20 protein-coding genes and 2 pseudogenes are annotated in these 20,084 nt (G+C 71.9%); 11 read left to right on the top strand and 11 right to left on the bottom strand.

Annotated elements, in window-relative coordinates:
• Positions 1–89: 89 nt before the first annotated feature.
• Together FB388_RS00110 and FB388_RS00105 are read right to left on the bottom strand one after the other, a co-directional pair.
• On the bottom strand, positions 90–1,634 hold the full coding sequence (locus FB388_RS00110) for a ketol-acid reductoisomerase (RefSeq protein ID WP_246121408.1): 1,545 nt from the start codon (positions 1,632–1,634) through the stop codon (positions 90–92).
• Between the two features lie 24 nt (positions 1,635–1,658).
• Complete coding sequence (locus tag FB388_RS00105; protein WP_142095385.1) at positions 1,659–2,495, bottom strand: oxidoreductase; 837 nt, start codon at positions 2,493–2,495, stop codon at positions 1,659–1,661.
• Positions 2,496–2,813: 318 nt separating this feature from the next.
• Here FB388_RS00105 and FB388_RS00100 point away from each other — a divergent pair, with 318 nt between their 5' ends.
• On the top strand, positions 2,814–3,497 hold the full coding sequence (locus FB388_RS00100; RefSeq protein ID WP_142095383.1) for a TetR/AcrR family transcriptional regulator: 684 nt from the start codon (positions 2,814–2,816) through the stop codon (positions 3,495–3,497).
• 82 nt (positions 3,498–3,579) lie between these two features.
• Here the strand turns inward: FB388_RS00100 and FB388_RS00095 are convergent, their stop codons facing one another.
• Positions 3,580–4,164: a TetR/AcrR family transcriptional regulator gene (locus tag FB388_RS00095; protein WP_142095381.1), complete on the bottom strand. Its 585-nt coding sequence runs from the start codon at positions 4,162–4,164 to the stop codon at positions 3,580–3,582.
• 76 nt (positions 4,165–4,240) lie between these two features.
• Between FB388_RS00095 and FB388_RS00090 the strand changes: the two genes are divergently transcribed.
• Positions 4,241–5,215 carry an alpha/beta hydrolase gene (locus tag FB388_RS00090; RefSeq protein WP_142095379.1) on the top strand — a complete coding sequence of 325 codons (975 nt, stop codon included), beginning with the start codon at positions 4,241–4,243 and terminating at the stop codon, positions 5,213–5,215.
• Between the two features lie 78 nt (positions 5,216–5,293).
• On the top strand, positions 5,294–5,884 hold the full coding sequence (locus FB388_RS00085; RefSeq protein WP_211361695.1) for a GrpB family protein: 591 nt from the start codon (positions 5,294–5,296) through the stop codon (positions 5,882–5,884).
• On the opposite strand, the gene FB388_RS00080 is transcribed toward FB388_RS00085, so the two are convergent.
• Positions 5,877–7,031 carry an acyl-CoA dehydrogenase gene (locus FB388_RS00080; RefSeq protein ID WP_142095375.1) on the bottom strand — a complete coding sequence of 385 codons (1,155 nt, stop codon included), beginning with the start codon at positions 7,029–7,031 and terminating at the stop codon, positions 5,877–5,879. The genes FB388_RS00085 and FB388_RS00080 overlap by 8 nt on opposite strands.
• A gap of 59 nt (positions 7,032–7,090) precedes the next feature.
• Here FB388_RS00080 and FB388_RS40790 point away from each other — a divergent pair, with 59 nt between their 5' ends.
• Complete coding sequence (locus FB388_RS40790) at positions 7,091–7,774, top strand: TetR family transcriptional regulator (RefSeq protein WP_142095373.1); 684 nt, start codon at positions 7,091–7,093, stop codon at positions 7,772–7,774.
• Positions 7,775–8,124: 350 nt separating this feature from the next.
• Positions 8,125–8,307 carry a DUF7455 domain-containing protein gene (locus FB388_RS00070; protein WP_142095367.1) on the top strand — a complete coding sequence of 61 codons (183 nt, stop codon included), beginning with the start codon at positions 8,125–8,127 and terminating at the stop codon, positions 8,305–8,307.
• A gap of 321 nt (positions 8,308–8,628) precedes the next feature.
• Here the strand turns inward: FB388_RS00070 and purE (FB388_RS00065) are convergent, their stop codons facing one another.
• Positions 8,629–9,150: a 5-(carboxyamino)imidazole ribonucleotide mutase gene (gene purE, locus FB388_RS00065; protein ID WP_281290401.1), complete on the bottom strand. Its 522-nt coding sequence runs from the start codon at positions 9,148–9,150 to the stop codon at positions 8,629–8,631.
• Positions 9,151–9,226: 76 nt separating this feature from the next.
• Positions 9,227–10,447 carry a 5-(carboxyamino)imidazole ribonucleotide synthase gene (locus tag FB388_RS00060; RefSeq protein ID WP_281290368.1) on the bottom strand — a complete coding sequence of 407 codons (1,221 nt, stop codon included), beginning with the start codon at positions 10,445–10,447 and terminating at the stop codon, positions 9,227–9,229.
• A 57-nt stretch (positions 10,448–10,504) separates the two neighbouring features.
• Here FB388_RS00060 and FB388_RS00055 point away from each other — a divergent pair, with 57 nt between their 5' ends.
• On the top strand, positions 10,505–11,014 hold the full coding sequence (locus tag FB388_RS00055; protein ID WP_142095369.1) for a GtrA family protein: 510 nt from the start codon (positions 10,505–10,507) through the stop codon (positions 11,012–11,014).
• A gap of 10 nt (positions 11,015–11,024) precedes the next feature.
• Here FB388_RS00055 and FB388_RS00050 read toward each other — a convergent pair whose 3' ends face one another.
• A complete protein-coding gene (locus FB388_RS00050; protein ID WP_142095371.1) occupies positions 11,025–12,293 on the bottom strand; it encodes an ATP-binding protein in 1,269 nt (422 codons plus the stop codon).
• Positions 12,294–12,308: 15 nt separating this feature from the next.
• Positions 12,309–12,902: a response regulator transcription factor gene (locus FB388_RS00045; RefSeq protein WP_246122021.1), complete on the bottom strand. Its 594-nt coding sequence runs from the start codon at positions 12,900–12,902 to the stop codon at positions 12,309–12,311.
• Here FB388_RS00045 and FB388_RS00040 point away from each other — a divergent pair.
• Positions 12,885–13,426, top strand: a pseudogene (locus FB388_RS00040) (response regulator transcription factor); the annotation flags it as partial. The gene FB388_RS00045 and the pseudogene FB388_RS00040 sit on opposite strands and share 18 nt — an antisense overlap.
• Positions 13,427–13,441: 15 nt before the next feature.
• The gene (locus FB388_RS00035; RefSeq protein ID WP_142095371.1) at positions 13,442–14,710 is read left to right on the top strand and encodes an ATP-binding protein; all 1,269 of its coding nucleotides are present in this window, start codon (positions 13,442–13,444) and stop codon (positions 14,708–14,710) included.
• Positions 14,711–14,720: 10 nt separating this feature from the next.
• On the opposite strand, the gene FB388_RS00030 is transcribed toward FB388_RS00035, so the two are convergent.
• Positions 14,721–15,230 carry a GtrA family protein gene (locus FB388_RS00030; RefSeq protein ID WP_142095369.1) on the bottom strand — a complete coding sequence of 170 codons (510 nt, stop codon included), beginning with the start codon at positions 15,228–15,230 and terminating at the stop codon, positions 14,721–14,723.
• Positions 15,231–15,287: 57 nt separating this feature from the next.
• Between FB388_RS00030 and FB388_RS00025 the strand changes: the two genes are divergently transcribed.
• Both FB388_RS00025 and purE (FB388_RS00020) read left to right on the top strand, forming a co-directional pair.
• Positions 15,288–16,508, top strand: coding sequence for a 5-(carboxyamino)imidazole ribonucleotide synthase (locus FB388_RS00025; RefSeq protein WP_281290368.1), 1,221 nt, complete (start codon positions 15,288–15,290; stop codon positions 16,506–16,508).
• 76 nt (positions 16,509–16,584) lie between these two features.
• Positions 16,585–17,106, top strand: coding sequence for a 5-(carboxyamino)imidazole ribonucleotide mutase (purE, locus tag FB388_RS00020; protein ID WP_281290401.1), 522 nt, complete (start codon positions 16,585–16,587; stop codon positions 17,104–17,106).
• Positions 17,107–17,427: 321 nt separating this feature from the next.
• Here the strand turns inward: purE (FB388_RS00020) and FB388_RS00015 are convergent, their stop codons facing one another.
• Positions 17,428–17,610 carry a DUF7455 domain-containing protein gene (locus FB388_RS00015; RefSeq protein WP_142095367.1) on the bottom strand — a complete coding sequence of 61 codons (183 nt, stop codon included), beginning with the start codon at positions 17,608–17,610 and terminating at the stop codon, positions 17,428–17,430.
• 352 nt (positions 17,611–17,962) lie between these two features.
• Entirely contained in the window at positions 17,963–18,571 is a 609-nt protein-coding gene (locus tag FB388_RS00010) for a TetR/AcrR family transcriptional regulator (RefSeq protein ID WP_281290367.1), read from the bottom strand.
• Positions 18,572–18,705: 134 nt separating this feature from the next.
• Here FB388_RS00010 and FB388_RS00005 point away from each other — a divergent pair.
• A pseudogene (locus FB388_RS00005) lies at positions 18,706–19,842 on the top strand (acyl-CoA dehydrogenase family protein); the annotation flags it as partial.
• Positions 19,843–20,084 lie beyond the last annotated feature (242 nt).

Here is a 20,084-nt window from a genome sequence, read left to right as displayed (position 1 = left end):
CGAGGGTGGGATCGAACGTGTACGTGGCGTGCACGAGGGGCTCGATTGGATGGGGCGTCCGCGTCCGGCACCAGCGTCGCCGGTCGTGATCACTCCACGAAGATGTCGACCGGTGGGCGCATCTCGGCGCACACCCGCAGGACCTCGTGGATCACGTGGTCTTCGAACGCCTGGAACGGTGTCGTGTCCACCATCGTCTGCTCGTCGTCCACAGCCGGGTAGGCCTGCTGGGTAAGCAAGTAGTCGAAGCGCGGGGCCCACTTGCGAGCGCCCAGCCGCGCCGTCGTCGAGCAGTTGTCGACCATGTAGGCGACACCACGCGCGTGCATGTAGGGGTTGAGCGAGTCGACCGCCTCGATGACAGATTCGTTGGCGATCTCCGAGTACTGGTGCCCGTGCTCGAGCAACACGTCGACCTGGGCCATCATCACGCCGCAGAACACACCCGCGGTGAACGGGTCGAGCGGGATGTCCTCCTCGACCCGGTCCGCACGGACCTTCGCCCCGACGGTCCACATGTCCGCCTGGTCGATCTTGCCCATCGGGAACCGGCGCAGTCGCTCGCCGGCCAGGACGACGCTGCGGATCTCGTTGCCCGACCGGACCTCGCCATAGATCTCCTGGGTCAGCTCGAACCCGACCGGGTAGGCCGCCGAGTAGGCCTCGGCGAACACCGTGCGTCCGGCCGCGTCGAGGCGGCGGTACAGCCCGTCGAGCCCGTCCTTGGAGATGATTTTCGAGATCGGCCCCGTCACGGACTCGGTGGAGTGCCGGAACGCGTTCTCGTCGGTCATGCCGTGATCGCGGTAGCGTCGGTAGAGGCTCTCCACGATTCCGTGCACCCCGGACAGAAGCATGGCGCGTTCACCGCAGAGGTCAGATCGGTACTCGGACTCCAGCGTGGTCTGGAAGGTGAACGGAGCGCCGATCGCGACCGACCAGCCCAGCGCGCGGTCCGTTGCCTTGCCGGTGACGTCCTGGTGGACGGCGAAACTGGCGTTGATACCCGCCCCGTTCACCTCTTCACCCTGCACGTACAGCGCCCGGACCGACGCGCCCATGCCTTTCGGGCAGACGGCGATGACGTCGATGTCGGGCGGGAACCCCAGGCCTTCGTCGGCGAGGTGCCCCAGTAGGAAACCGTGTGAGAACCCCAGCGTGGCACCGGGCCGCAGCGCCTCGAAGACCTGCGGATAGAGCGCGGTCTGCGCGGCGTCGGAGATCAGCAGGATCACCAGGTCAGAGGAGCCGATGACCTCGAACATCTCACCGAGGGTCTTGTCCTCCTCGCGGAAGCCGGCCGCACGGGCCGCCGCAACCGAGCCGGAGCCCGCGCGCAGGCCGACCGTCACGCGGACCGCACCCTTCAGTGAGTCCCGCAGGTTCTGCGCCTGCGCGGAGCCCTGCGGCCCCCAGCCGATGACGCCGATCTGCGCGACGCCGTCGAAGGCGGCGGGCAGTCGGTCGAACAGATGGCGCCCGCCCTGGACGATACCCTCACGGCGCTCCGCGAGGGTGATGTACTCCTTGTCGAAAACGCGGGTTTCGAAGTCGAGATCGCTGTGAGGCATTTCTTCACTTTCTGGTCGGCCGACGGGTGGTCGATGCGGTGTGGCTCCGCGGAGCGCGGCCACCGCCGCAGGTCCGCGGCGACGATCTCATGCGCGCAAGCCCGAAATGCGCCTGATGAATGCATCGAAGGCCCGGTCCGGAAGCACACTGCGCACGATGAGGAGCGGCCGGGCGCCGAAGCCGACGGTGTAACGGGTTCGGGGGCGGCGAGCCGTTGCGGCGCGGGCCACTGCGCTGGCCACGACGTCGGGGGACGAGGTCCTGGGCGCGTCCGGCCGGGCGCCGTTCTCCAGTGACACGGCGATGGCCTCGGCCTCGTCGCCGTAAGGCCCCTCACTTGAGGTGGCACGCAGCTTGCGGGCCGCCTTGCTGCCCCACTCGGTGCGGATCAGACCGGGCTCGATCACGACAACGTCGATGCCGAAGCGCCGCAACTCCAAGCGGAGGGCGTCGCTGAGCCCCTCGACCGCGAATTTGCTGGCGTGGTACCAGGCGCCCAGTGGGGTGGCTAGCCGGCCGCCCATGGAGCTGATGTTGACGATGGTGCCGCTGCGCCGAGCCCGCATGGCCGGCAGCACGGCTCGGGTGAGGTGTGCGAGACCGAAGAGGTTGACCTCGATCTGGGACCGGGCCTCGGCCATCGGGACGTCCTCGAGCGCTCCGTACGAGCCGTACCCGGCGTTGTTCACCAGGACGTCGAGCCGGCCGTGCACCGCGAGTATCTCCGCGACAACCTTCTCGGTCGACGACTCGTCGGTGACGTCGAGAGCGACGGTCTGCAGGCCGGCGGCGGCCAGCGCCGCCATCCGATCAACGCTGCGAGCGGCGCCGTAGACGATGAAACCGGCCTCGTGAAGGCAGCGAGCGGTGCTCTCCCCGATGCCCGAAGAGGCCCCGCTGACCAGGGCGACCTTCTGAACCATGGATGTCCTTCCCGGCGCGCGAACCGCGGCCGAAGAGATGTTCGGAGTCGACGCGGAGCGAACGCGTGCGCGTCGCAAAGGCGGAGCCGTACAGACGCGGCCACCTGAGCCCGGTGGCGTATCAGGTGAAGCGCGTCGATGTCCGAGCAAGCCCCGGTCGATCGTCATGAGGCCGTGGCCTTCATGGCGTGCCCCTCCCTCGATCGGGCGAACGGAGCGACTCGCTCGCCCGCGGCGGAGTAATGGACCACCAGTACATTGAACTTAAGGTACCGCCGGTCCACAGTCAATGGACCGCCGGTCGACTATCTTCGGGAGATGGCAGCCTTCCAGCGTGCGCGGAGCGACGAACAGCGTGCGGAGCGGCGGCAAAGCATCCTCCGGACCGCGGCCGGCATGCTGGACGAGATGCCGGTGGCAGCTGTCAGCCTCAACGAGCTCAGCCGCCGGGTCGGGCTGGCGAAGTCAGCCATGATGCGCTACTTCGAGTCGCGCGAGGCGGTGCTGCTCGACTTGCTCTCGGAAGCAGCCGCCCGTTACCGGACCGAGATCGCCGAGGCGGTCTCCGGGTGGGCCGACCCGTCTGCACCGGCTCCGATCAGGGCGCGCCAGGTCGCGGCACAGCTGGCGACGTCGTTCGCTGCCCGCCCCATGCTGTGCGAACTGCTGAGTGCGCAACACGCGATTCTGGAGCACAACATCTCGGTCGACGTCGCGACCAGGTACAAGAGATCCTCACGCGACGGCATCCACTGGCTCGCCGAGGGGCTCCGCGGCCTACTCCCCGAGCTCGACGACAAGCAGGCGCTCCGCGCGTCACACATGGTCATCATCCTGGTCGGCGCCCTGTGGACCCGCAGCCGTCCCGCCCCGGCGCTGCTCGCCGCTTTCCAGGCCGATCCGAGCCTGGCGTTCATGCACCCGACCTTCGACGAGGCGTTCGAGGCCGCGACCGCCACCTTCCTCAGGGGGCTCATCGCGGAGGCGGCCGACCCGATCTGACCGGGTTTCGCTCCTGCTGCCTGAAGTCTCTCGCGGCGTCCCGGTTAGGGCGCACCCGCCTAACCTTGCTCACTTTCGCAGGTCACACCGGACCGCTCACGCCGGATTCGGCGAAGTAGCCGCAGACCATCTCGACCAGAGCGTCGACGTCCTCGTCGACCATCGGCTCGCCGGTCATCCCCATCCGGTGCAGCAGGATCCCGACGACGACGTCGATGAAGAACAGGACCCGGTTCTCCGGCTCGCCGAGCGCGTCCTGCAGCGCGCGCCGGTACGGGTCCTGCAGCCGCACGGACAGGACCTCGCGCAGGGCGGGGTCGCTGACGGCGTCGCTGAACACGCCCGCGAACGCCGCGCCCACCCCGGGCTCACCGATCTTCGCGGCGGCCCAGCGGATTGCGGTGGCCAGGATCTCGTACCTGTTGGCGCCCTCCAGTGGCGCGGGGCCGAACGCGTCGACGAGGCAGTCGGCGATCAATGCACCCTTCGAGGGCCATCGCCGGTAGATCGTCGTCTTCGCGACGCCAGCCGCCGCCGCGATGCGATCCACGGTGGCGTGGGCGTAGCCCAGCTCGTGGACCGTGCTGAGGGTCGCGGCGAAGACCACGGTGTCGACGCTGGAGCGCGGGCGACCGGGTGGTCGGGCGGACGTGGTCGCTCGGGCCATGGCCACACGATAACGACTTACGCTACTGTCAGTTTCGCTACTTCTGGTAGCGGAACTACAGCGTCGAGGAGAAGACATGAGCGACGTCGCCACCGTGGAACGGCCGCCACTGGGCATCCGGCTGCTGCAGGTCCTGCGGAAGGATCCGGACTGGTCGGCGATGACGGCCGAGGAGCTGATCGCCTTCCGCGACGCGGAGAACCGGAGGCGCGCCTCCCGCCTGATCAGGGTGATCACCGGCATCCCGGACCGGGACGCCACGATCCGCTGGCAGGAGGTGGTGCTGCCCGACCGCGGGCTCCGGGTCCGGGTGTACCGCCCGTCCGCTGGTGGCACGGGCCGGCCACTCGTGATCCACGTGCACGGCGGCGGGTTCGTCGGCACGGCGGTGCAGAGCGACTGGGTCAACAGCCACCTCGCCGCCCGGTTGCCAGCCGTCGTCGTCTCGGTCGAGCACCGCCTCCTCGACGCGCGCACGCCGCTCGCCGCTGCCGTCGACGACGGCTGGGACGTGCTCCGGCACGTGGTGGGACACGCCGCGGAGTGGGGCGTCGACCCGGCGCGTACCGCCGTCTTCGGCGAGAGCGCCGGCTCGACGATCATCGCGCTGGCCGCGATCCGGGCCAGGGACTGCGGCATGCCCCTCCGGGCGCAGGTGCTGGTCAACCCCTGCGCCGACCTGACGCCGGCGATGTTCGACCACGCCTCGATCACCCGGTACGCCGACAGCCCGACCCTCACCGTGGCGCAGATGGAACTGTTCCAGCGGTTGGCCGTCCCGCCGGGAACGGATCCGCTCGCGTTGTCACCCCTGCACGCTGACGACCTGAGCGGACTGGCCCCTGCGCTCGTGGTGGTCCCGACCCTCGACCCGGTGGCCGATCACGGCCGCCGCTACGCCGAACGGCTGCGGGAGGAGGGGACACCGGCACGGCTCACGGAACACGCCGGGGCGCCGCACGCGTTCCTCAGCATGCCCGGACTGGTCCCGCAGGCGAAGGCGGCGCGGGCGGAGATCGTCGACTTCCTCCGGGGCCGCCTGGTGGCCTGACGAGCCGTGGCCGCCACGTGATCCGACCATCTCCGGTGATCGCGTTGGTAGCGTCGGGCTGTGCCCATCGCGGTGGTCGTGGACTACGAGCCGAGCTGGCCGGTCCGTGCCCAACGGCTGCTCGACGAGGTGAGGACGGCACTCACACCTCTTGCCCGCTCCAGCGCCTTCGGCTACGAGCACATCGGGTCGACGGCCGTGCCTGAACTCGCGGCGAAGCCCATCATCGATCTGCAGGTGCAGATGCCGTCGCTGCCGCCACCGGACGAACTCGCGGAGCTCTTGGCACCCACCGGCTTCGTGCCCGCACACGGGGCTCGGCCGGACTCACCAGGCGTCCACCGGGATATCCCACGGCCGGGCGACCCGACTGACGCCGCGCTCTACGAGAAGCGCCTCCTCCACGACCCGGAACGTGCGGCGATCCTGCACATCCGCCGCGCGGACTCACCCTTCGCGCAGTTCGTCGTGCTCTTCCGCGACTGGCTCCGCAACAACCCCGATCAGGCGGACGCCTACCAGGAGACCAAGCGGCGCCTGGCCCGACAGCACGCCGGCGATCCGGACTACGACGACTACACGCGCTCCAAGTCCGCGTTCCTGGACGAGACGCACGACGAGATGCGGGCGTGGGCGCGGACACAGGCGTCGCGGCCACACCTCACTTGAGCAGGGCCCGCGCCATCACCATCCGCTGGATCTGGTTCGTCCCCTCGTAGATCTGGGTGATCTTCGCGTCGCGCATCATCCGCTCCACCGGGAAGTCCTTCGTGTAGCCGTAGCCGCCCAGCAGCTGCACGGCGTCGGTGGTGACGCTCATCGCGGTGTCGGAGGCGAAGCACTTGGCGGCGCTGGAGATGAACCCGAGGTTCGGCTCGCCGCGCTCGGCGCGCGAGGTGGCGACGTACACGAGCTGGCGGGCCGCCTCCACCTTCATCGCCATGTCGGCCAGCATGAACTGGACGCCCTGGAACTCGCCGACGGCCTTGCCGAACTGCTTGCGCTCCTTGACGTACGCGGTGGCGGCGTCGAGCGCGCCCTGCGCGATGCCGACGGCCTGCGCGCCGATCGTCGGGCGGGTGTGGTCGAGCGTGGCGAGGGCGGTCTTGAAGCCGGTGCCCTCGGCCCCGATGATGCGGTCGGCCGGGATGCGGCAGTCCTGGAAGTAGATCTCGCGGGTGGGCGAGCCGTTGATGCCGAGCTTGCGCTCCTTCGGCCCCACCTCGAAGCCGGGGTCGTCGCGGTGCACGACGAACGCGGAGATCCCCCTGGCCCCCTTCTCCGGGTCGGTCACGGCCATCACCGTGTACCAGGTGGACTCGCCCGCGTTGGTGATCCAGCACTTGGTGCCGTTCAGGACCCAGGAGTCGCCGTCACGGCGGGCGCGGGTCTTCATCGCCGCGGCGTCCGAGCCGGCCTCGCGCTCCGACAGCGCATAGCTGATCATCGCGTCGCCCGCCGCGATCGACGGCAGTACCTGGCGCTTCAGCTCGTCGGACGCCGACAGCAGGATCGGCGTCAGCCCCAGCCCGTTGACGGCCGGGATCAGCGAGGACGAGGCGCAGACCCGCGCCACCTCCTCGATCACAATGCAGCCCGCCAGCTCGTCGGCGCCCTGCCCGCCGTACTCCTCCGGGATGGTGACGGCCTGGAACCCCGCCTTGACCAGGGCCTTCTGCGCCTCCACCGGGAAGCGGGCCTGGTCGTCGACCTCCGCCGCGTGCGGCGCGATCTCCTTCTCCGCGAGCGCCCGGACCGCCTCGCGCAGCGCCTCGTGCTCGTCGCCGAGCCGGTAGGTCTCGAAGTCGGGGTTCATGACACCAGCGTAACGGCACTGGGTGCCACATGTACACCACTACTGTTACCCTCCGTGCCATGACTGGCGCCACTCGCCGCGGCCGCTCCCCCGAGGGCCGGGCCGAGGTCCGGCGCGATCTGGTCGCGGCCGCCGTGCGGCTGTTCCGCACCCGCGGCTACGAGGAGACGACGGTCGACGACATCGCCGCAGCGGCCGGCGTTGGGCGGCGGACGTTCTTCCGCTACTTCCCCAGCAAGGAAGACGCGATCTCGCCCGACCACGAGGTCGGCCTCGCGCGGATCGCGGAGGTGTTCGCCACCGCCCATCCCACCGAGCCGACGGCGATGCTCGTCGTGCGAGCGGGCGAGACCGTCTTCCAGCTGTACGCCGACGATCCCGAGCTCTCCGTGGAGCGCTTCCGCCTCACGCACGAGGTGGCGGCGCTGCGCGACCGCGAGTCGGCCCGGGTGGACCACTACCGCCGCCTGTTCACCCGGCGGCTGCGGGAGCGCTTCGCCGGCGAGCCGGACGGCGACCTGCGCGCGGCGGTGACCGGCGCCGCGGTCGTGGCCGCCCACAACCTCGCGCTGCGCGCCTGGCTCGCAAGCGGCGGCCGGCCCGACCAGCTGGACGACTGCCGCGCCCGGTTCCGCAAGGTCGTCGACATGCTGCCGGGCGAGCCCGCCCGCGAGGAGCCGGCGTTGCAGGGCGTGACGGAGCGGCTGGAGGCGGCCGTCGCGCGGCTGGAACGCCGGGCCTGACGAGGGCGCGGGCTACCACATCCCGCGGCCCCGGTCCACCGGAGACCTGGGGGCCAGCCTCCATCCTGAAGGTGCCGCTGGCAGCAGTGCGACGGGAGGACAGCGGGGTGGAAGGGATCTCTGCCGGTGCCGGATCCTTCTTGGTGCCGCAGACAGCGATCTGGCGGAAGGGAGATCGACGATGAACACGCCGGCGCCCCCCTCAGCCACCGTGAGCTCGCCACTCCTCACGCCGATCGTCATGGGATCCCCTGCGGTGCGGACGGCGAACTGGTCGTGGGCGGCAGGCGCCCCCACGACCAGTCCGCTGCCCCGCATCCGGGTGCGCGGCGCGTAGCGGGACGGCCGCCGTGAACATCGCCGATGCGCTGCCCGTTCTCACCCGGCAGGACCGGTGCGACCGGTGCCGGGCCACAGCCCAGGTACGTGCGGTGCTGCCGGCCGGCAACGACCTCCTGTTCTGCGAGCACCACGCCCGCAAGCACGCGCCCCGGCTCCGCGAGATCGGCGCGCTGCTCTCACCGGAACCCTGACTCCCCGGCACCCACCACGGGCCCGGTCGCGAGATGCGACCGGGCCCGCGGCGGTTCCTGCTGCGAACATGCGTGATCCCCGGGCCGCAGCGGGTGCTGCGCAAGCCGAGCTGGACGGGCTCGGGCCCGGGGATCACGGGTGGCTGCCTGGAATTCGCCGGCACCACACCGGCTTCCACTTGGCCGTCGGAACGAGTCCTGTGGTGCTAGCGGACAGCCACCTCACGAGTCCTGTAGCTATTCAACGCTGGACCACCTCCTCTCACGTGTACCGCCACAGTACGACCGGGAGCCGCGGGCGCGCCACGAGATTTCCGCAGATCACTTCTCGGTGGCCGCGGAGCGCAGCGCGGCGTCCTTGGCCAGCACGGAGTCGGCGAGGTCCGCTTGGAAGCGCACCATCCGCTCGCGCAGGCCGGCGTCGCCCGCCGCGAGGATGCGGACGGCGAGCAGCCCCGCGTTCCGCGCCCCGCCGACGGCCACGGTCGCGACCGGCACGCCCGCGGGCATCTGGACGATCGAGAGCAGCGAGTCGAGGCCGTCGAGCTGGGCGAGCGGCACCGGCACGCCGATCACCGGCAGCGGGGTGGCGGCCGCGACCATCCCGGGCAGGTGCGCCGCTCCCCCGGCACCGGCGATCACCACGCGCAGGCCCCGCTCCGCCGCGCTCGCGGCGTAGTCGAGCATGCGCTGCGGCGTGCGGTGCGCGGAGTAGACGCCCACCTCGTAGGGCACCTCGAACTCGGCGAGCGCCTTGCCTGCTGCCTGCATGACGCGCCAGTCCGAGTCGCTGCCCATGATCACGCCGACCTGCGCGTCAGAATGTGTTCGAGAAGCCCGCACGGGGGCCGCAGACGCCTGCGCTCCAGCGGGTCCCGGCTGCCCTGAGCGGCCCGCTCCGCGCTTCTCGAACACATTCTCAAGCACGCTGCACCTCCCGTTCGTAAGTGCCGGTGTGCGGCGACCAGCCGTCCGGCCACTCGCCGGTGGACAGCCACGCCGCGGCCAGCGCCGCACGCGACCGAACCGCGGCCATGTCGTCGCCGAGCACGGTGACGTGCCCGACCTTGCGGGCCGGCCGCTCGGCCTTCCCGTACAGGTGCACCTTCACATCGGGGAACCGCGCGAAAAGGTGGTGCACCCGCTCGTCCATCGACATCGCGGGCGACCGCGCGGCACCGAGCACGTTGGCCATGACCACGGCGGGCGCCGTCGGCGTGGTGGTGCCGAGCGGGTAGTCCAGCACCGCGCGCAGGTGCTGCTCGAACTGCGACGTGCGGGAGCCCTCGATCGTCCAGTGCCCGGAGTTGTGCGGGCGCATCGCCAGCTCGTTGACGACCAGCGCCCCGTCGGTCCGCTCGAAGAGCTCCACGGCCAGCAGGCCGGTCACCCCCAGCTCGGCGGCGATCCGCAGCGCCATCTCCTGCGCCTGCGCCGCGACGGCGTCGTCGAGGCCCGGCGCAGGCGCGAGCACCTGCACGCACTGGCCGTCCTCCTGCACGGTCTCCACCACCGGCCAGGCTGCGGCTTGACCGAACGGGGACCTGGCGACGAGCGCGGCCAGCTCCCTGCGCATCGGCACGGCCTCCTCGACGAGCAGCGGTGTGCCGGCCGCCAACAGCTCGGCGACGAGGTCGGGCTCCGGGCCGCGCAGCAGCCAGACGCCGCGACCGTCGTACCCGCCACGCGCGGCCTTGAGCACCACCGGCCAGCCGTGCTCGGCGGCGAACGCCGCGACCTCGCCCGGCTGGTGCACCTCGCTGAACGCCGGTCCGACGAGGCCGAGCCCGGCGAGCCTGCGGCGCATCACGAGCTTGTCCTGGGCGTGCAGCAGGGCGTCCGGGCCGGGGTGGACGGGCACCCCGGCGTCGACCAGTGCGCGCAGGTTCTCCTGCGGCACCTGCTCGTGGTCGAAGGTCACCGCCGAGCAGCCGCGGGCGAACGCGCGTAGGGCCGGCAGGTCGGTGGGCACGCCGGCGTGCACGTCGGCGCACACGAGCGCAGCGGGGTCGGCCGGGTCGGCCGCGAGCACGCGAAGCGACTGGCCGAGCGCGATGGCGGCCTGGTGCGTCATGCGTGCGAGCTGCCCCGCGCCGACCATCCCGACGATCGGCCGGCGCGCGACTGGGGAGGCGTCCACGGTGGAGGAAGCCTACCGGCGAGCGGTGCGACGCCCGCGTCTGGCACGATCGAACAGGTGTCCGTTGTCGAGTCGGCGCTCGCGATCATCCCGCAGCCCTACCGCGACATCGCCATCAAGCACCGTGAGCTCGTGAAGTTCGCCTTCGTCGGCGGCACGACGTGGGTGATCGACACCGTCGTGTTCCTGCTGCTCAAGTCCACGGTGCTGGCTGAGAAACCACTCACGGCCAAGGTCATCGCCGTGCTGGTGGCGACGATCGTGTCGTACGTGCTGAACCGGGAGTGGTCCTTCCGCACCCGCGGTGGCCGGGAGCGCCACCACGAGGCGGCGCTGTTCTTCCTCGTCAGCGGTGTCGGCGTGGCCGTCTACTCGGCTCCCCTCGCGATCTCGCGTTATGTGTTCCACCTCTCGGTGCCCGAGGTGAGCCTGCTCACCCAGGAGATCGCCGACTTCGTCAGCGGGCAGATCATCGGGGTGCTCATCGGGATGGCGTTCCGCTGGTGGGCCTTCCGCCGCTTCGTCTTCCCGGACGAGGACGTCCGCCGCCGGGTGCCGGCCGGCTAGTGCTCCTCCGCTAACGAGGCGTCGCCGATCGGCGGGGTGCCGCCGCCACCACGTCGTCCGCCCGGGCCGCCGGCAGGAAGATCGTGAAGATCGGTGGCCGGGGCCTCGACAGCTCCAGCCGGCCGCCGTCGGCCTCCACCAGCGCACGCGCGAGCGCGAGCCCGATGCCGGTGGACGACCCGACCGACACCCCGCGGTCGAACACGTGCGGCACGAGTTCCTCGGGCACGCCTGCGCCCGCGTCGGTGACCTCCACCAGCAGGCTGCTCTCGGCCGTCCGCGCGCTGAGCGTGACCGTGCCGGACCCGTGCTGGATGGCGTTGTCGAGCAGCGCGCCGACCGCCTCGCGGATGCGGGCCGGGGTCACGCGGGCGAGCAGGCCGTCCGGCACGCGGACCTTGATCGATCGGCCCTTCGCCTTGAGCGTAGGTCGCCACTCCTCCGCGACGGCGCCGAGCATCTCCCGCAGGTCCTGCGGCTCGGCGCCCGCGGCGCGCGCCACCCGCGCGGCCGCCAGCAGCTCGTCGAGCACCTCCGTGAGCCGCTCGGCCTGCTCCAGCGCGGCGAGCGCCTCGCTGCGTGCCGTCGGGTCCGGATGGGCTGCGAGCTCGTCCAGCCGCAGTTGCAGCGCCGTGAGGCGGCTGCGCAGCTGGTGGGACACGTCGCCGACGAGCGCCCGCTCCCGCTGCAGCAGGTCGGCGAGCGCGACGGCGGAGGTGTCGAGCACGTCCGACACGCGGTCCAGCTCGGGGATCCCGTGCCGGCCGGGCACCGCGCGGAAGTCGCCCGCCCCCAGCCGGGCCGCCCGGTCGGCCACCCCGCGCAGCGGTTCGGCCAGCCGTCGCGCCGTGACGGTCGCGACCACCGCCCCGGTGCCGACCGACAGCACGACGAGGAGCAGCACCACGGCCGTCACCTGCAGCTGCTCCGTGCGCATCAGCTGCAACGGCTCCTGCATGACGAGCACGTCCCCCGGTGCGAACGGCAGCGACTCGGAGACCGGGTCGTCCCCCACCTCCGCCCCCACGACCTGGTCGGGTTCGCCTGCGCGCTGCAGGACGAGCCGTCCGCCTGCCGGCACGGCGAGCTCGATGGCCGCGCGGTCGATCGTCGCGCCCGCGATGTCCAGCCGCGCCGCGACCTGCTCGAGGCGGGACAGCAGGTCGGCGCGGTGGATGTCCTCGACCAGCCGCCACGTGGTGATCGCGAGGGGCCCACCGAGCACGAGGGCCGTGATGGCGACCACGAGCAACGTGGACTGCAGGATTCGCCTGCGCACGGCCCGGGGCTCCGATCAGTCGTGGTTGAAGCGGAAGCCGACGCCGCGCACCGTGGCGATCCGGCGCTCACCGCCGATCTTGCGGCGCAGCCACGACATGTGCATGTCGAGCGTCTTGGAGGTCTTCATGTCCGGGTCGTTCCAGACCTCGCGCAGGATCTCCTCCCGCGTGACGACCTGACCGGCGCGCAGGAGCAGCACCCGCAGCAGCTCGAACTCCTTGTTGGCGAGCCCCACCTCGGCGCCGTCGACGAGCACGCGACGGCCGGAGAGCTCCATCCGCACGCCACCCACCTCGACCGCCTCGGGGGTGAGGCGGCGCAGCAGGGCCCGCACGCGGGCGAGCAGCTCGGCCAGCCGGAACGGCTTGCCCACGTAGTCGTCGGCGCCCGCGTCCAGGCCGACGACGAAGTCGACCTCGTCGGTGCGGGCGGTGAGCATCAGCACCGGGAGGTCCGGATCGTCGAGGCGCACGCGCCGGCAGACCTCGAGGCCGTCCATCCCGGGCAGGCCCAGGTCGAGCACGAGCAGGTCCACCTGGCCGCGCCGCACGCGCTCGAGCGCGGCGGCGCCGTCGGTGGCGACCTCGACGCGTGCGGGCGCGGCCAGGTGGACCTGCTCGTGCTCGACCTGGGCCTGCCCGGGAGTGGACGGCCTCGAGGTCTGCCGGCGCGTGCGCCTCGACGATCCGGACCTCCCGGTGCTGATGCTCACCGCCCGCACCGACGAGGTCGACTTCGTCGTCGGCCTGGACGCGGGCGCCGACGACTACGTGGGCAAGCCGATTCCGGCTGGCCGAGCTGCTCGCCCGCGTGCGGGCCCTGCTGCGCCGCCTCACCCCCGAGGCGGTCGAGGTGGGTGGCGTGCGGATGGAGCTCTCCGGCCGTCGCGTGCTCGTCGACGGCGCCGAGGTGGGGCTCGCCAACAAGGAGTTCGAGCTGCTGCGGGTGCTGCTCCTGCGCGCCGGTCAGGTCGTCACGCGGGAGGAGATCCTGCGCGAGGTCTGGAACGACCCGGACATGAAGACCTCCAAGACGCTCGACATGCACATGTCGTGGCTGCGCCGCAAGATCGGCGGTGAGCGCCGGATCGCCACGGTGCGCGGCGTCGGCTTCCGCTTCAACCACGACTGATCGGAGCCCCGGGCCGTGCGCAGGCGAATCCTGCAGTCCACGTTGCTCGTGGTCGCCATCACGGCCCTCGTGCTCGGTGGGCCCCTCGCGATCACCACGTGGCGGCTGGTCGAGGACATCCACCGCGCCGACCTGCTGTCCCGCCTCGAGCAGGTCGCGGCGCGGCTGGACATCGCGGGCGCGACGATCGACCGCGCGGCCATCGAGCTCGCCGTGCCGGCAGGCGGACGGCTCGTCCTGCAGCGCGCAGGCGAACCCGACCAGGTCGTGGGGGCGGAGGTGGGGGACGACCCGGTCTCCGAGTCGCTGCCGTTCGCACCGGGGGACGTGCTCGTCATGCAGGAGCCGTTGCAGCTGATGCGCACGGAGCAGCTGCAGGTGACGGCCGTGGTGCTGCTCCTCGTCGTGCTGTCGGTCGGCACCGGGGCGGTGGTCGCGACCGTCACGGCGCGACGGCTGGCCGAACCGCTGCGCGGGGTGGCCGACCGGGCGGCCCGGCTGGGGGCGGGCGACTTCCGCGCGGTGCCCGGCCGGCACGGGATCCCCGAGCTGGACCGCGTGTCGGACGTGCTCGACACCTCCGCCGTCGCGCTCGCCGACCTGCTGCAGCGGGAGCGGGCGCTCGTCGGCGACGTGTCCCACCAGCTGCGCAGCCGCCTCACGGCGCTGCAACTGCGGCTGGACGAGCTCGCAGCCCATCCGGACCCGACGGCACGCAGCGAGGCGCTCGCCGCGCTGGAGCAGGCCGAGCGGCTCACGGAGGTGCTCGACGAGCTGCTGGCGGCCGCGCGGGTGGCGCGCGCCGCGGGCGCCGAGCCGCAGGACCTGCGGGAGATGCTCGGCGCCGTCGCGGAGGAGTGGCGACCTACGCTCAAGGCGAAGGGCCGATCGATCAAGGTCCGCGTGCCGGACGGCCTGCTCGCCCGCGTGACCCCGGCCCGCATCCGCGAGGCGGTCGGCGCGCTGCTCGACAACGCCATCCAGCACGGGTCCGGCACGGTCACGCTCAGCGCGCGGACGGCCGAGAGCAGCCTGCTGGTGGAGGTCACCGACGCGGGCGCAGGCGTGCCCGAGGAACTCGTGCCGCACGTGTTCGACCGCGGGGTGTCGGTCGGGTCGTCCACCGGCATCGGGCTCGCGCTCGCGCGTGCGCTGGTGGAGGCCGACGGCGGCCGGCTGGAGCTGTCGAGGCCCCGGCCACCGATCTTCACGATCTTCCTGCCGGCGGCCCGGGCGGACGACGTGGTGGCGGCGGCACCCCGCCGATCGGCGACGCCTCGTTAGCGGAGGAGCACTAGCCGGCCGGCACCCGGCGGCGGACGTCCTCGTCCGGGAAGACGAAGCGGCGGAAGGCCCACCAGCGGAACGCCATCCCGATGAGCACCCCGATGATCTGCCCGCTGACGAAGTCGGCGATCTCCTGGGTGAGCAGGCTCACCTCGGGCACCGAGAGGTGGAACACATAACGCGAGATCGCGAGGGGAGCCGAGTAGACGGCCACGCCGACACCGCTGACGAGGAAGAACAGCGCCGCCTCGTGGTGGCGCTCCCGGCCACCGCGGGTGCGGAAGGACCACTCCCGGTTCAGCACGTACGACACGATCGTCGCCACCAGCACGGCGATGACCTTGGCCGTGAGTGGTTTCTCAGCCAGCACCGTGGACTTGAGCAGCAGGAACACGACGGTGTCGATCACCCACGTCGTGCCGCCGACGAAGGCGAACTTCACGAGCTCACGGTGCTTGATGGCGATGTCGCGGTAGGGCTGCGGGATGATCGCGAGCGCCGACTCGACAACGGACACCTGTTCGATCGTGCCAGACGCGGGCGTCGCACCGCTCGCCGGTAGGCTTCCTCCACCGTGGACGCCTCCCCAGTCGCGCGCCGGCCGATCGTCGGGATGGTCGGCGCGGGGCAGCTCGCACGCATGACGCACCAGGCCGCCATCGCGCTCGGCCAGTCGCTTCGCGTGCTCGCGGCCGACCCGGCCGACCCCGCTGCGCTCGTGTGCGCCGACGTGCACGCCGGCGTGCCCACCGACCTGCCGGCCCTACGCGCGTTCGCCCGCGGCTGCTCGGCGGTGACCTTCGACCACGAGCAGGTGCCGCAGGAGAACCTGCGCGCACTGGTCGACGCCGGGGTGCCCGTCCACCCCGGCCCGGACGCCCTGCTGCACGCCCAGGACAAGCTCGTGATGCGCCGCAGGCTCGCCGGGCTCGGCCTCGTCGGACCGGCGTTCAGCGAGGTGCACCAGCCGGGCGAGGTCGCGGCGTTCGCCGCCGAGCACGGCTGGCCGGTGGTGCTCAAGGCCGCGCGTGGCGGGTACGACGGTCGCGGCGTCTGGCTGCTGCGCGGCCCGGAGCCCGACCTCGTCGCCGAGCTGTTGGCGGCCGGCACACCGCTGCTCGTCGAGGAGGCCGTGCCGATGCGCAGGGAGCTGGCCGCGCTCGTCGCCAGGTCCCCGTTCGGTCAAGCCGCAGCCTGGCCGGTGGTGGAGACCGTGCAGGAGGACGGCCAGTGCGTGCAGGTGCTCGCGCCTGCGCCGGGCCTCGACGACGCCGTCGCGGCGCAGGCGCAGGAGATGGCGCTGCGGATCGCCGCCGAGCTGGGGGTGACCGGCCTGCTGGCCGTGGAGCTCTTCGAGCGGACCGACGGGGCGCTGGTCGTCAACGAGCTGGCGATGCGCCCGCACAACTCCGGGCACTGGACGATCGAGGGCTCCCGCACGTCGCAGTTCGAGCAGCACCTGCGCGCGGTGCTGGACTACCCGCTCGGCACCACCACGCCGACGGCGCCCGCCGTGGTCATGGCCAACGTGCTCGGTGCCGCGCGGTCGCCCGCGATGTCGATGGACGAGCGGGTGCACCACCTTTTCGCGCGGTTCCCCGATGTGAAGGTGCACCTGTACGGGAAGGCCGAGCGGCCGGCCCGCAAGGTCGGGCACGTCACCGTGCTCGGCGACGACATGGCCGCGGTTCGGTCGCGTGCGGCGCTGGCCGCGGCGTGGCTGTCCACCGGCGAGTGGCCGGACGGCTGGTCGCCGCACACCGGCACTTACGAACGGGAGGTGCAGCGTGCTTGAGAATGTGTTCGAGAAGCGCGGAGCGGGCCGCTCAGGGCAGCCGGGACCCGCTGGAGCGCAGGCGTCTGCGGCCCCCGTGCGGGCTTCTCGAACACATTCTGACGCGCAGGTCGGCGTGATCATGGGCAGCGACTCGGACTGGCGCGTCATGCAGGCAGCAGGCAAGGCGCTCGCCGAGTTCGAGGTGCCCTACGAGGTGGGCGTCTACTCCGCGCACCGCACGCCGCAGCGCATGCTCGACTACGCCGCGAGCGCGGCGGAGCGGGGCCTGCGCGTGGTGATCGCCGGTGCCGGGGGAGCGGCGCACCTGCCCGGGATGGTCGCGGCCGCCACCCCGCTGCCGGTGATCGGCGTGCCGGTGCCGCTCGCCCAGCTCGACGGCCTCGACTCGCTGCTCTCGATCGTCCAGATGCCCGCGGGCGTGCCGGTCGCGACCGTGGCCGTCGGCGGGGCGCGGAACGCGGGGCTGCTCGCCGTCCGCATCCTCGCGGCGGGCGACGCCGGCCTGCGCGAGCGGATGGTGCGCTTCCAAGCGGACCTCGCCGACTCCGTGCTGGCCAAGGACGCCGCGCTGCGCTCCGCGGCCACCGAGAAGTGATCTGCGGAAATCTCGTGGCGCGCCCGCGGCTCCCGGTCGTACTGTGGCGGTACACGTGAGAGGAGGTGGTCCAGCGTTGAATAGCTACAGGACTCGTGAGGTGGCTGTCCGCTAGCACCACAGGACTCGTTCCGACGGCCAAGTGGAAGCCGGTGTGGTGCCGGCGAATTCCAGGCAGCCACCCGTGATCCCCGGGCCCGAGCCCGTCCAGCTCGGCTTGCGCAGCACCCGCTGCGGCCCGGGGATCACGCATGTTCGCAGCAGGAACCGCCGCGGGCCCGGTCGCATCTCGCGACCGGGCCCGTGGTGGGTGCCGGGGAGTCAGGGTTCCGGTGAGAGCAGCGCGCCGATCTCGCGGAGCCGGGGCGCGTGCTTGCGGGCGTGGTGCTCGCAGAACAGGAGGTCGTTGCCGGCCGGCAGCACCGCACGTACCTGGGCTGTGGCCCGGCACCGGTCGCACCGGTCCTGCCGGGTGAGAACGGGCAGCGCATCGGCGATGTTCACGGCGGCCGTCCCGCTACGCGCCGCGCACCCGGATGCGGGGCAGCGGACTGGTCGTGGGGGCGCCTGCCGCCCACGACCAGTTCGCCGTCCGCACCGCAGGGGATCCCATGACGATCGGCGTGAGGAGTGGCGAGCTCACGGTGGCTGAGGGGGGCGCCGGCGTGTTTCATCGTCGATCTCCCTTCCGCCAGATCGCTGTCTGCGGCACCAAGAAGGATCCGGCACCGGCAGAGATCCCTTCCACCCCGCTGTCCTCCCGTCGCACTGCTGCCAGCGGCACCTTCAGGATGGAGGCTGGCCCCCAGGTCTCCGTGGGACCGGTGGCCGCGGGATGTGGTAGCCCGCGCCCTCGTCAGGCCCGGCGTTCCAGCCGCGCGACGGCCGCCTCCAGCCGCTCCGTCACGCCCTGCAACGCCGGCTCCTCGCGGGCGGGCTCGCCCGGCAGCATGTCGACGACCTTGCGGAACCGGGCGCGGCAGTCGTCCAGCTGGTCGGGCCGGCCGCCGCTTGCGAGCCAGGCGCGCAGCGCGAGGTTGTGGGCGGCCACGACCGCGGCGCCGGTCACCGCCGCGCGCAGGTCGCCGTCCGGCTCGCCGGCGAAGCGCTCCCGCAGCCGCCGGGTGAACAGGCGGCGGTAGTGGTCCACCCGGGCCGACTCGCGGTCGCGCAGCGCCGCCACCTCGTGCGTGAGGCGGAAGCGCTCCACGGAGAGCTCGGGATCGTCGGCGTACAGCTGGAAGACGGTCCTCGCCCGCTCGCACGACGAGCATCGCCGTCGGCTCGGTGGGATGGGCGGTGGCGAACACCTCCGCGATCGCGCGAGGCCGACCTCGTGGTCGGGCGAGATCGCGTCTTCCTTGCTGGGGAAGTAGCGGAAGAACGTCCGCCGCCCAACGCCGGCCGCTGCGGCGATGTCGTCGACCGTCGTCTCCTCGTAGCCGCGGGTGCGGAACAGCCGCACGGCGGCCGCGACCAGATCGCCCGGACCTCGGCCCGGCCCTCGGGGGAGCGGCCGCGGCGAGTGGCGCCAGTCATTGCACGGAGGGTAAAAAGTAGTGGTGTACATGTGGCACCCAGTGCCGTTACGCTGGTGTCATGAACCCCGACTTCGAGACCTACCGGCTCGGCGACGAGGCACGAGGCGCTGCGCGAGGCGGTCCGGGCGCTCGCGGAGAAGGAGATCGCGCCGCACGCGGCGGAGGTCGACGACCAGGCCCGCTTCCCGGTGGAGGCGCAGAAGGCCCTGGTCAAGGCTGGGGTTCCAGGCCGTCACCATCCCGGGAGGAGTACGGCGGGCAGGGCGCCGACGAGCTGGCGGGCTGCATTGTGATCGAGGAGGTGGCGCGGGTCTGCGCCTCGTCCTCGCTGATCCCGGCCGTCAACGGGCTGGGGCTGACGCCGATCCTGCTGTCGGCGTCCGACGAGCTGAAGCGCCAGGTACTGCCGTCGATCGCGGCGGGCGACGCGATGATCAGCTATGCGCTGTCGGAGCGCGAGGCCGGCTCGGACGCCGCGGCGATGAAGACCCGCGCCCGCCGTGACGGCGACTCCTGGGTCCTGAACGGCACCAAGTGCTTGATCACCACGCGGGCGAGTCCACCTGGTACACGGTGATGGCCGTGACCGACCCGGAGAAGGGGGCCAGGGGTCTCCGCGTTCGTCGTGCACCGCGACGACCCCGGCTTCGAGGTGGGGCCGAAGGAGCGCAAGCTCGGCATCAACGGCTCGCCCACCCGCGAGATCTACTTCCAGGACTGCCGCATCCCGGCCGACCGCATCATCGGGGCCGAGGGCACCGGCTTCAAGACCGCCCTCGCCACGCTCGACCACACCCGCCCGACGATCGGCGCGCAGGCCGTCGGCATCGCGCAGGGCGCGCTCGACGCCGCCACCGCGTACGTCAAGGCGCAAGCAGTTCGGCAAGGCCGTCGGCGAGTTCCAGGGCGTCCAGTTCATGCTGGCCGACATGGCGATGAAGGTGGAGGCGGCCCGCCAGCTCGTGTACGTCGCCACCTCGCGCGCCGAGCGCGGCGAGCCGAACCTCGGGTTCATCTCCAGCGCCGCCAAGTGCTTCGCCTCCGACACCGCGATGAGCGTCACCACCGACGCCGTGCAGCTGCTGGGCTCTACGGCTACACGAAGGACTTCCCGGTGGAGCGGATGATGCGCGACGCGAAGATCACCCAGATCTACGAGGGGACGAACCAGATCCAGCGGATGGTGATGGCGCGGCCCTGCTCAAGTGAGGTGTGGCCGCGACGCCTGTGTCCGCGCCCACCCCGCATCTCGTCGTGCGTCTCGTCCAGGAACGCGGACTTGGAGCGCGTGTAGTCGTCGTAGTCCGGATCGCCGGCGTGCTGTCGGGCCAGGCGCCGCTTGGTCTCCGGTAGCGTCCGCCTGATCGGGGTTGTTGCGGAGCCAGTCGCGGAAGAGCACGACGAACTGCGCGAAGGGTGAGTCCGCGCGGCGGATGT

Source organism: Pseudonocardia cypriaca (assembly GCF_006717045.1).
GTDB lineage: Bacteria > Actinomycetota > Actinomycetes > Mycobacteriales > Pseudonocardiaceae > Pseudonocardia > Pseudonocardia cypriaca.
The sequence above is the reverse complement of the archived record's forward strand: the minus strand, read 5'-3'. Positions and strand labels throughout refer to the sequence as shown.

What these genes read in the sequence shown, in the direction of transcription:
- FB388_RS00100 (WP_142095383.1), top strand. Translation starts at nt 2,814, where the DNA reads ATGGCAGCCTTCCAGCGTGCGCGGAGCGACGAACAGCGTGCGGAGCGG.
- FB388_RS00105 (WP_142095385.1), bottom strand. Translation starts at nt 2,495, where the DNA reads ATGGTTCAGAAGGTCGCCCTGGTCAGCGGGGCCTCTTCGGGCATCGGG.
- FB388_RS00090 (WP_142095379.1), top strand. Translation starts at nt 4,241, where the DNA reads ATGAGCGACGTCGCCACCGTGGAACGGCCGCCACTGGGCATCCGGCTG.
- FB388_RS00080 (WP_142095375.1), bottom strand. Translation starts at nt 7,031, where the DNA reads ATGAACCCCGACTTCGAGACCTACCGGCTCGGCGACGAGCACGAGGCG.
- FB388_RS40790 (WP_142095373.1), top strand. Translation starts at nt 7,091, where the DNA reads ATGACTGGCGCCACTCGCCGCGGCCGCTCCCCCGAGGGCCGGGCCGAG.
- FB388_RS00095 (WP_142095381.1), bottom strand. Translation starts at nt 4,164, where the DNA reads ATGGCCCGAGCGACCACGTCCGCCCGACCACCCGGTCGCCCGCGCTCC.